9 protein-coding genes are annotated in these 11,481 nt (G+C 64.3%); all 9 read left to right on the forward strand.

Annotated elements, in window-relative coordinates; all coding sequences use genetic code 11:
• The first annotated feature begins 49 nt into the window (after positions 1 to 49).
• Positions 50 to 898 (forward strand): SDR family NAD(P)-dependent oxidoreductase, encoded by an 849-nt coding sequence (locus tag WB785_RS09570; protein WP_424078711.1) that lies wholly within the window; start codon positions 50 to 52, stop codon positions 896 to 898.
• Positions 898 to 2,277, forward strand: coding sequence for an aromatic ring-hydroxylating oxygenase subunit alpha (locus WB785_RS09575; protein ID WP_424078712.1), 1,380 nt, complete (start codon positions 898 to 900; stop codon positions 2,275 to 2,277). The genes WB785_RS09570 and WB785_RS09575 overlap by 1 nt, the downstream gene beginning before the upstream one ends.
• Positions 2,274 to 4,130, forward strand: coding sequence for a flavin-containing monooxygenase (locus tag WB785_RS09580; RefSeq protein WP_424078714.1), 1,857 nt, complete (start codon positions 2,274 to 2,276; stop codon positions 4,128 to 4,130). Before WB785_RS09575 ends, WB785_RS09580 begins: the two co-directional genes overlap by 4 nt.
• Positions 4,123 to 5,058, forward strand: coding sequence for an SDR family NAD(P)-dependent oxidoreductase (locus WB785_RS09585; RefSeq protein ID WP_424078716.1), 936 nt, complete (start codon positions 4,123 to 4,125; stop codon positions 5,056 to 5,058). The genes WB785_RS09580 and WB785_RS09585 overlap by 8 nt, the downstream gene beginning before the upstream one ends.
• Positions 5,051 to 6,295, forward strand: coding sequence for a CaiB/BaiF CoA transferase family protein (locus WB785_RS09590; protein ID WP_424078717.1), 1,245 nt, complete (start codon positions 5,051 to 5,053; stop codon positions 6,293 to 6,295). The genes WB785_RS09585 and WB785_RS09590 overlap by 8 nt, the downstream gene beginning before the upstream one ends.
• A gap of 2 nt (positions 6,296 to 6,297) precedes the next feature.
• Positions 6,298 to 8,004, forward strand: a complete 1,707-nt coding sequence (locus tag WB785_RS09595; RefSeq protein ID WP_424078718.1) for a thiamine pyrophosphate-binding protein — start codon at positions 6,298 to 6,300, stop codon at positions 8,002 to 8,004.
• Between the two features lie 25 nt (positions 8,005 to 8,029).
• Entirely contained in the window at positions 8,030 to 9,451 is a 1,422-nt protein-coding gene (locus tag WB785_RS09600) for an aldehyde dehydrogenase family protein (protein ID WP_424078723.1), read from the forward strand.
• Complete coding sequence (locus tag WB785_RS09605) at positions 9,451 to 10,611, forward strand: NDMA-dependent alcohol dehydrogenase (protein ID WP_424078719.1); 1,161 nt, start codon at positions 9,451 to 9,453, stop codon at positions 10,609 to 10,611. Before WB785_RS09600 ends, WB785_RS09605 begins: the two co-directional genes overlap by 1 nt.
• 279 nt (positions 10,612 to 10,890) lie before the next feature.
• Positions 10,891 to 11,481, forward strand: a 591-nt coding sequence (locus tag WB785_RS09610; protein WP_424078724.1) for an acyltransferase family protein, incomplete at its 3' end; no start/stop codon positions are given.

Below are 11,481 nucleotides of genomic sequence, written 5' to 3' on the forward strand. Positions count from 1 at the left end.
ATATTCTCAATTATGCACATCTGCCTATTTTGTCCGGACAAAAGCGACAGTGGCCGATAACCTGCTCAACCTGGACCACCGTGTGGTGGTGGTAGCCGGCGCTGGCGGCGGCGGCATCGGCACCACGGTGACCCGCATGGCCGCCGAGGCGGGTGCGACGGTGATCGCAGTGAGCCGATGCTCGGGAAATCTCGACGACCATGTTGGGCCGCTGATCGAGGCGGGGCTCTCGATCGTCCCGGTGGCAGCCGACGTCTCGACCGACGACGGGGTGGCCGCCGCGATGGAGCAGGCGACGCGGGCCGACGGCGACCTGCACGGGCTGGTCAACGTGGCCGGTGGGGCCGCGCCGTCGACCTGGATGCCGTCGACCCGGGTAGCCCGCAGCGACTGGCGTGACCTATTCACCCAAAACCTGGAAACCGCGTTCTTCATGAGCCAGGCCATGGCCGCGGAACTGAAGGCGCGCAAACGTCGCGGGTCGATCGTCTCGATCTCATCGATCAGTGGCATGAACACCGCGCCGTTCCACATCGCCTACGGCACAGCGAAAGCAGCGGTCGCGGCAATGACCCGCACCATGGCCGTAGAACTGGCCGTCGACGAGATTCGGGTCAATGCGGTGGCGCCGGGGATTACCGCGACGCCGGCCTCGCGCACCTACGTCGATGAAGACACCGAGCGCGATCGTCGGGCCATCGCGATGGGTCGGCGCGGCCGTCCCGAGGAAATCGCCGGCGCAATCCTGTTCCTGCTGTCGGACCTGTCCAGCTACATCACCGGCCAAACGCTTCTGGTTGACGGGGGCCTCGATCTCAAATGGACACATTTGGATGCAGACAACACCTCGTTGTTTCTCAAAGACGAATCCTTCCGCGCGGCGATAAGGAGGATGTGATGACGGATCTGGCCAAAGATGTGAATCCAGTAGCAGCCGAGCAACTTTCGGAACCGATGACGATCGGCGTCGAGGCGTATATCAGCGAGGCCTACGCCCGCGCCGAGCGTGACAAGCTGTGGCGGAAAGTCTGGCAGCAGGTTGGCCGCGTCGAAGAGCTGCCCGAGGTGGGCAGTTACCTGACCTACGACATTCTCGACGACTCGATCATCGTGGTGCGTAGCGGGGACAACGAATTTCACGCCCACCACAACGTCTGCATGCACCGCGGCCGCCGGCTGATCGACACGCCCGAGGGCGCGAAGAACGCTCGCGGCCGCGCCCGTAAGTCGTTCGTCTGCGGGTTCCACGGCTGGACCTACGGCCTGGACGGGGTGTGCACCCACATCCGCGAGCAACAGGACTGGCAGGGTGCGCTGACGCCCGAGAACACCCACCTTCGGCCGGTCAAGGTCGACACGTGGGGCGGTTGGTTGTGGATCAACATGGATCCCGACTGCGAGCCGCTGGCCGATTACCTGTTTCCGGCCGCGAAGATTCTCGACCCGTTCGGTCTGGAGAACATGCGCTGCAAATGGCGCAAGTGGCTGTCCTTCGATTGCAACTGGAAGGTCGCGCTGGAGGCGTTCAACGAGACCTACCACGTCTACACAACCCATCCGGAGTTCAACAAGTTCGGCGAGTTCAAGGGCTGGGCCAAGGCGCAGGGCAAACACAGCAACATCGGCTACGACGCCCCGGACGATCTGGAGGCCACCAAGTCCAAGATCCGCCTCGGCACCGGTGCCGATCCCCGTGTGTCGACCGCGGAGATGCAGATCTACACGATGGAGGAAACGAACACCTCCACCACCGAGACGCTGGTGAACGCCGCCAAACGGCTGGTCGACGAGCTGCCCGAGGACACACCGGCCGACAAGGTTCTCGAGCACTGGCTCGCGTCCGCGCGCCGCGACGACGAGGCCCGCGGCGTGATCTGGCCGACGATTCCGCCCGACATCCTCGGGCAGGCGGGCACCGCATGGCAGATCTTCCCGAACTTCCAGATCGGTCAGGGTCTGACGGTTGCGCTGTGCTACGGCGCCCGGCCGGACCCCAGCTATAACCCCGACAGGTGCATCTTCGAGGTGTCGGTGTTCGAGTTGTACCCAAAAGGTCAAGAGCCGCAGACGGAGTGGGAGTACACACCGGTCGGCGACCCCCGGTGGCGCTCGGTGTTGCCACAGGACTTTTCCAACATGGCCGCCGTACAACAGGGCATGAAGTCCCTGGCCTTCCCCGGCACCAAGCCGAACCCGTACCGCGAACGCAGCACCGTCAACCTGCATTACCAATTGTCGAAATACATGGGTACCGGTGAGCCGAAAGAGATTCGATGACGAATTTCGACACCTGTGGGCCGACCGAGACCCCACAAGACATCGACATCGACGCGCTTCGGGACAAGTACCTGCACGAGCGCGATAAGCGGCTGCGTCCGGAGGGCTCCAAGCAGTACCTGGAGCTCAAGGACGACTTCGCGGAATTTTCCGAGGTCGATCCCCACACGCCGGTGACGCCACGCACGCCGATCGACGAGAACATCGAGGTGGCAGTTCTCGGCGGTGGCATCGCCGGTCTGCTGGCGGGCGCCTACCTCAAGAAGTCCGGCGTCGACGATGTACACGTCGTCGAGATGGGCGGGGACTTCGGCGGGGTCTGGTATTGGAATCGCTTCCCCGGAATCCAGTGTGACAATGACGCGTACTGCTACATCCCGATGCTCGAAGAGCTCGACTTCATGCCGAGCAAGAAGTTCGCCGATGGTGCGGAGATCTACGAGCACTGCCGCCGCATCGCCAAACATTTCGGACTGTACGACGGGGCGATCTTCTCTACCCAGGTGCGCACGGTGCGCTGGGACGACTCGATCAAACGCTGGCGGCTGCAGACGAATCGCGGTGACGACATCCGCGCCCGCTTCGTGGTGATGACGCAGGGGTCATACAACCGGCCGAAGCTGCCCGGGATCCCGGGCCTCAAGGATTTCACGGGCCACGTCTTCCACTCGGCGCGCTGGGACTACGACTACACCGGCGGCGACGCCAACGGTCGCCTGCGCAGGCTCGCCGATAAGCGGGTCGCCCTCGTCGGCACTGGGGCGACCGGTGTTCAGCTGGTTCCCCACCTGGGTCGGGATGCCCAGCATCTCTACGTGTTCCAACGGACACCATCATCGGTGGACGAGCGAGGAAACGAACCTACGAATCCGGAATGGGTGAAGTCCCTGAAACCCGGGTGGCAGGCGGAGCGCAAGCGCAATTTCCATCGATGGTCGCCGTTCGAGGGCGTGGTGTTCGATGCGGCAGATCAGGTTTGCGACTTCTGGACTGAGCTGGGACGCAACATGACTGCGCGGATCGCCGCCTGCGACGACCCCGCGTCACTGGGCATCGAGCAGATCATGGCGATCCGCGAAGAGGAAGACTACAAGATCATGGAGCGGCTTCGGCGCCTGATCGCCGACGTCGTCGAGGACCCCGATACCGCCGAAGCGCTCAAGCCGTATTACCGGTTCCTCTGCAAGCGGCCGTGCTCGAGTGACGAATACCTGCCGACCTTCAATAATCCCAACGTCACGCTGATCGACGTGTCGAAGTCCAAGGGCGTGGAAAGGCTCACGGAGAACGGCATCGTCGCCAACGGCGTTGAATACGAGGTCGATTGCGTGATCTTCGCCAGCGGCTTCGAGATCTCCACCGAGATCAGCCGCCGCTACGCGATGGAAGCGATCGAAGGCCGCGACGGCCTGTCGCTCTTCGATCACTGGCGCGACAACTACAAGACGCTGCACGGCATGACCACTCGTGGCTTCCCCAACCAGTTCCACACCGGCTTCCTCCAGGGCGGCGTTTCGGCCAACACCACGGCGATGTTCGAGCAGCAGGCGGAACACATCGCCTACATCATTTCCGAAGCGATCAGGCGTGGTGCGACTACCGTCGAACCGAGTCAGGAGGGTCAGGACAACTGGGTCACCACGATCCGGGAACTCGCGATCGACAACTCGGCATTCGAAGTGACCTGCACGCCAGGCTATTACAACAACGAGGGCGGCGGAGGAGGAGAGGGCATCCGCTCGTTTCTCGGGGAGCCCTACTCCGCCGGTTTCTACGCGTTCGACGACTTGCTCAAGGAATGGCGTGCTAAAGGCGACCTACACGGTCTGGTGCTTGAGAGCTCAAATGGCTGACTTGAGATTCGACGGCAGGGTGGCGGTCGTGACCGGTGCCGGCCGAGGGCTAGGTTGCGCATACGCGCAACTGCTGGCATCGCGCGGAGCGAAGGTCGTCGTCAACGACCCGGGCAGCAGCCTTGCCGGCGAGGGGGTGGATGCCGCGACGGCTGGACAGGTGGTCGATGAGATCACGGCGGCCGGCGGGCAAGCCATCGCATGTACCGAGTCGGTCACCACCAGCGGAGGCGGCGAGGCGATTATCCAGACCGCGCTCGAAAGCTACGGTCGCCTCGACATCCTGATACACAACGCCGGCAACGTCCGCCCCGGCTCACTGCGGGAGATGAGCTACGAAGATTTCGACGCCGTGCTCGACGTGCACCTGCGTGGCGCGTTCAACGTTGTGCGGCCGGCTTTTCCGATTATGGGCGGGGCCGGCTACGGGCGAATCGTGCTGACGTCGTCGATCGGCGGCCTGTACGGCAACCATGGTGTCGCCAACTATGCGGCCGCCAAGGCTGGCATCATCGGGCTGGCCAATGTGGCGGCCCTCGAAGGCGCCGACGTCGGCGTGAGAAGCAACGTGATTGTTCCGGCGGCGGTGACACGAATGGCCGCCGGAATCGACACCTCGGCCTACCCTCCGATGGGCCCGGAGCTGGTTGCGCCCGTGGTGGGTTGGCTTGCGCACGAATCCTGTTCGGTGACGGGGGAGATGTTCATCGCCTTGGCGGGTCGGGTGGCCCGGGCGGTCGTTGCCGAAAGCCCGGGCGTGTGCCGGCCATCGTGGACGATCGAGGATGTCGGCGCCTATCTGGATGGCATTCGAAACATCGAGGCGCCGCTGGTTTTTCCGGTCGCGCCCGATGGTCACGGCCAGCACATCCGCTACAGCTTCGAACTTGCGCACCGTTCCAGCGATCAAGCTGCACTGCATGACTAGCTCGACGCGGACGGGACCGCTTGCCGGTGTCCGGGTAATCGACCTCACCGCGATGGTGATGGGGCCGTACTGCACGCAGATCATGGCCGACATGGGTGCCGACGTGATCAAAGTCGAGCCGCCACAGGGCGATAACACCCGCTACATCTCGGTTGGCCCGGCGCCGGGCATGAGCGGTGTGTTCGTCAACGTCAACCGCGGCAAGCGCAGCATCGTGCTGGACTTGCAAACCGATGCCGGAACGCAGGCGCTGCGCGGGTTGGTTGAGACCGCGGACGTGTTCATCCACTCGATGCGCGCCAAAGCGATCGCCAAGCTCGGTTTCGCCTACGACGACGTCGCCGCGATCAACCCGTCGATCATCTACACCAATTGCTACGGGTACGGCCGTCGCGGACCCCATCGCGACCGGCCCGCCTATGACGACACGATCCAGGCAGAATGCGGCCTGCCGGCGGTGCAACAGCAACTGACCGGTGAGGCCGACTACGTCGGAACCATCATGGCCGACAAGGTCGCCGGGCTGACCGCGCTGTACGCGACGACCATGGCGTTGTTTCACCGCGAGCGTAGCGGGGAGGGGCAGGAAGTCGAGGTCGCCATGTTCGAAACTATGGCCTCGTTCATGCTTGTCGAACACGCCAACGGCGCCCTGTTCGATCCGCCCCTTGGGCCGGCGGTGTATCCGCGCACGGTCGCCCCGAACCGTCGCCCATATCGCACCAGTGATGGTTACATCGCCGCGTTGATATACAACGACAAGCACTGGAACGCTTTCATAAACGCCGTGCAGCCGTCGTGGGCCAGTGAGCTGTATTCGACGTTGGAACAGCGCGCAGACCAGATCGACACTGTCTACGGATTGGTAGCCGAGACCTTGAAACAGCGCTCCACCCAGGAGTGGTTAGCGCTGCTCCGCGAACTCGAGATACCCGCCGCGCCACTGAATACGCCCGGCGCGCTGTTCGACGATCCGCATCTCAACGCCGTCGGCATGTTCGAGATTCTGGACACCCCGCACGGACCGGTGCGTTTCCCGGGGGTACCCACATGGTTCTCCCGGACACCGGGGCGCGTTGCGGGTCCGGCGCCGGAGCTCGGCGCCGATACCGAAGAAGTGCTCGCCGAACTTGGTGCGAGCCGTCCCCGGCTAACGGGAGGTGCCGCCAGCAAGGTCACCGAAAACCCGCTGCCAGCGGGCGAATTTGCGGCTGTTCGCGACGGAAAGGAACTTTGACGATGGCTGTGCCCGTCTACAAGCGCATTCTTGACTTGTTCGAGGCCGAGGGTGTGAACACGTTGTTCGGCATCCCGGACCCGAACTTCGTGCACATGTTCATGGAGGCGGAATCGCGCGGCTGGTCCGTGGTCTCGCCGCATCACGAACTGAGCGCGGGATTCATGGCGGAGGCGGTGTCGCGCATGACGGGTAACCCCGGCCTCTGCATCGGCACACTTGGCCCGGGAATGGCCAACATCGCCGGCGCGATCCAGTGCGCGCTAGTGGAGAACTCGCCGGTAATTTTCCTCGGCGGCCAGCGCGCCCGCGTCACCGAGCGCCGGGTGCGGCGCGGACGCATCCAATTCGTCCGTCAGGAACCGCTTTTCGCCGCGTCCGTCAAGTACAGTGCATCCATCGAGTACGCCGACCAGACCGACGAGATCATCCACGAGGCGATCCGCCGGGCCATGTCCGGCACACCCGGCCCGGCCTACATCGAGTACCCGTCGCACGTCATCCTCGAGGAGCTCGACGTCCCGGATCCGCTGCTGCCCAACCGGTACCGGCTGGTCAACCAGACCGCGGGCGAGCGCGAGGTGGCCGAGGCGGCGAGGCTGATCCGCGCGGCGCAGGACCCGATCCTGTTGGTCGGACACGCGGTCCACACCTCGCGCACCGGTGCGGCGGTCAAGAAGTTGGCCGACCTCATGCAGTGCCCGGTGATCCAGACCTCTGGCGGCACGTCGTTCATCGACGGTCTCGAGGACCGCACCTTCGCTTACGGATTCTCGCCGGCGGCCGTCGAGGCGGTGGTGAAGTCCGACCTGTGCGTCGCGCTCGGCACGGAGCTCGGCGAGCCCAGCCACTACGGCAGGACCCGCCACTGGGCGGAGAACGATGCCAAGCGCAAATGGATTCTGGTCGAACAGGATCCGGTGGCCATCGGTGTCAACCGTCCCATCGACATCCCCCTGGTCGGCGACCTTCGCGGGGTCGTGCCGCAACTGGTCGAGGCACTGAAAGACAGCCCGCGATCGCCGTCGGACGACCTGGCCCGCTGGATCAAGGAGGACGCGGCGGAGCTGGCGCAGCTCGCCGAGAACGCGCCGACCGGCCGGACGCCGATACACCCGGCGCGGTTCGTCGTCGAGGCCACTCGAGCATTTCCGAAGGAGGGCATCATGGTCCGCGACGGCGGCGCAACCGTCATTTTCCAGTGGACGTACTCGCAGGCCAAACCGCGCGACGTCATCTGGAACCAGAACTTCGGCCATCTCGGCACGGGCCTGCCGTATGCGGTCGGTGCCTCGGTCGCCGAGGGCGGCAAACGCCCTGTGATGCTGCTGACCAGTGATTCGGCGTTCCTTTTCCACATCGCCGAGTTGGAAACCGCTGCGCGGCTGAACCTTCCGCTGGTTTGCGTGGTGGGTGTCGACCACCAGTGGGGCCTGGAGGTGGGCGTCTACAAGCGCACCTTCGACCAACCGTCGCCGCAGCCCGGCGTGCACTGGAGCAAAGACGTCCGCCTCGACAAGGTCGCCGAGGGCTTCGGCTGCCACGGCGAGTACGTCGAGAAGGAGGCCGAGATCGGCCCGGCGATCGGGCGGGCCTACGCGAGCGGGAAGACCGCCGTCGTGCACGTCTGCATCGACCCGAAGGCCAATTCCGAGGAGATGCCCAAGTATGACGAATTCCGCACTTGGTATGCAGAAGGCACCCAGTAACAATGGATTCGAAAAGGATAATGTGATGCGCGACTACCTAAAGTTCTACATCGATGGCCGCTGGGTCGACCCGGTGCGGCCCAATGCTTTTGACGTCGAGAATCCGGCAACCGAGCAGGTGTCCGGGAAGATCTCGCTCGGCTCGGCCGCCGATGTCGACGTGGCGGTCAACGCCGCACGGCGCGCATTCGCCGACTGGTCACAAACCAGCCGCGAACAGCGTCTTGGTCTGCTCGAGGCAATCCTCGCCGAATATCAGAAGCGTGCAGGCGATCTCGCCGATGCGGTCAACGAGGAAATCGGCGCACCACCCTCGCTGGCAGCCGGCCCGCAGGTCCAACTCGGGCTCGGTCACCTGGTGGCGGCGATCGACGTGCTGAAGAACTTCCCCTTTTCCGAACAGCACGGGGCAACACTGATCGCCAAGGAGCCGATCGGCGTCTGCGGGCTGATCACGCCGTGGAACTGGCCGCTCAATCAGATCGCGGTCAAGGTATACCCGGCGTTGGCGACGGGATGCACGATGATCCTGAAACCATCTGAGGTGGCCCCCTTCTCGGCCTACATTTTCACCGAGATTCTGGATGCCGCTGGCGTGCCGGCCGGTGTCTACAACCTCGTCAATGGCGACGGTGCCGGCGTCGGTGTGGCCTTGGCGAGCCATCCTGACATCGACATGGTCTCGTTTACCGGTTCCACGCGCGCCGGTGTCGACGTGGCCACGAATGCCGCTGCGACGGTGAAGCGGGTGACGCAGGAGCTCGGCGGCAAGAGCCCCAACATCGTCCTCGACGATGCGGGCTTTGCTGACAGCGTCCGCGCCGGCGTGGTCAGCATGATGCCGAATTCAGGACAGAGCTGTAACGCGCCGTCGCGGATGCTCATTCCGAATTCGCGTATGGCCGAGGCCATTACCATCGCGCGGGAAACCGCCGAGCAAGTGAAGGTGGGCGACCCCGACGATCGGGAGGCGATCGGGCCGGTGGCCTCGAAGGCGCAGTTCGACAAGGTGCAGCGCCTGATCCAGAAGGGGGTCAACGAAGGCGCGACCGTCGTCGCGGGTGGTCCGGGCCGGCCAGCAGGGCTGGACAAGGGTTACTACGTCAGGCCGACCGTCTTCGCCAACGTCACCAACGACATGACGATCGCGCGCGAGGAGATCTTCGGGCCCGTGCTGTGCATTCTGGGCTATGACAATATCGATCAGGCCGTGGACATCGCCAACGACACCGACTACGGCCTGGCCGGTTATGTGTCCGGTGCCGACCTCGACAAAGCGCGTGAGGTGGCCCGCAAGATCCGGGCAGGCTGGGTGACGATCAACCATGCCTTCGACATGAACGCGGCGTTCGGCGGTTACAAGCACAGCGGCAATGGTCGGGAGTGGAGCGAATTCGGATTCCACGAATATTTAGAGGTGAAGAGCACCTTGGGGTACGCGCCCTAATGAAGTGTCGTGCCGCCGTGCTGCGCGGCGTCGGCGAGGACTGGGAGATCCGCGACGTGGAGCTCGACCCGCCACGCGACGGTGAAGTCCTGGTGCGCATGGCCGTTGCGGGCGTTTGCCACTCCGATGACCATCTGATCACCGGCGACGTGGTGCCGACCCCCGAGGTGCTGGCCGCGACCGGCACGCCCGCACCGGACTGGTTCCCTTTGCTCGGTGGTCACGAGGGTGCTGGTGTCGTCGAAGAGACCGGGCCGGGCGTGACGACGGTTCGGCCCGGGGATCACGTGGCGATGTCCTTCATTCCCGCGTGCGGGAATTGCCGGTTTTGTGTCAACGGGCAGAGCTACATCTGCGACTCCGGCGCGAGCCTGTTCGTGCGAGAGATGCCCACCGACGGAACGTGCCGCCGGCATCTCGGCAACGAAAACCTCTTGGCCTATGGGCAACTCGGCACTTTCGCGGAATACGCGGTGCTAACGGAAAGGTCTGTGATCAAGATCGACGAGGCGATCCCATTCCATGCCGCCTCACTCGTCTCCTGCGGTGTCAGCACCGGCTGGGGCTCGGCGACGGTCTCGGCGGGCACCGAGCCCGGCGACACCGTCGTCGTCATCGGAACCGGCGGTGTCGGAATGAACGCCCTGCAAGGAGCGCGTGCAGCCGGCGCAACCTATATCGTCGCGGTGGATCCGGTTGAGTACAAACGGGATTCTGCCAAGATCTTCGGCGCCACGCATGCCGTCGCCTCCGCTGAGGAGGCGATACCACTGGTGAAAGACATCACCGCGGGCGTGATGGCCGACCGCGTCATATTGACTCCTGGGGTTCTGCACGTGGACTTGATCGCGTTGGCGATGACACTGCTTCGCAAGGGCGGGACGTGCGTCGCCACCGGCATCACCCCGTACAGTGAGCCCCTGGTTCCGCTGATCCTGCAGGAGATGGTGCTCTCTTCCAAGCAACTCAAGGGAGTTCTTTACGGCGGCTTGAATCCGCGCACTAGCGTGCCAAAGCTGTTGTCGATGTATCAGGCCGGCGTTGTGAAGCTCGACGAGCTGGTCACCCGGCACTACCAGCTGGACCAGATCAACGAGGCGTTCGCGGACCTGCGCGAAGGACGCAACATTCGCGGGATCATCGATTTCGCCGGCCTCTAAAGCCGAAATGGCATCAGGCGCCGCCCATCGGAATTCGCCCACGGCACGGCGTAGCAGCATATTTCGGCTGCCGCAGCGTCGTGTCCTCCCCCTGATGCGGTCTGACCGCACCTAAACTGACTCCTGATCAGCAGGGAGGGGCAGCGACGTATCGGCGGCAACGACAGCACCGGCCAGGCGAGCGGTCGGAGCACTAAAGAGGTGAGTATGGGACCGGCCGGGGTTTACCCCGCGCCGGTTCGCTGTGCTCGGCGGCGTCGATGGGTAGCTCCGCCGCATATGGGTCGGCTGGCCTCCACCACTAGTAACGACGGTGATGGACGGTCGCGCCATCCCGGCATTCCCGCGCTGGATGGCGTGCGCGCTGTGGCCGTCACGCTGGTGCTCGCCGGTCACGGCGGCATTCCCGGGATGGCGGGCGGATTCCTCGGCGTCGACGTGTTTTTTGTGCTCAGCGGTTTCCTGATCACATCGCTACTGCTTGAGGAACTCGGCCGTAGGGGCCGTATTGACCTGGGCGACTTCTGGATTCGGCGGGCCCGTCGGCTCCTCCCGGCACTGGTGTTGATGGTGCTGACCGTGGCGGTTGGGCGGCAGTTCTTTTCACCCGAGGCCGTCGCCGGCTTGCGCGATGACGCCGTCGCCGCCTTCTTCTGGGTTGCCAACTGGATGTTTGTCGCAGACAAGACCGACTATTTCACCCGGGGCGCTCCGCCTTCGCCATTGCAGCATGCATGGTCGCTCGGTGTCGAAGAGCAGTACTACATCATCTGGCCGCTCGTGCTCGTCGCGGTGGCGGTGCTGTTGGCCGCGCGAGCACGCCATCGGCAACGGTGGGCCACGCTGGGCGGGGTCCGCCTGGCGGTGTTG

Origin of the sequence: Mycobacterium sp. (assembly GCF_049585075.1) — a bacterium.
In the GTDB taxonomy this organism is placed as follows: domain Bacteria; phylum Actinomycetota; class Actinomycetes; order Mycobacteriales; family Mycobacteriaceae; genus Mycobacterium.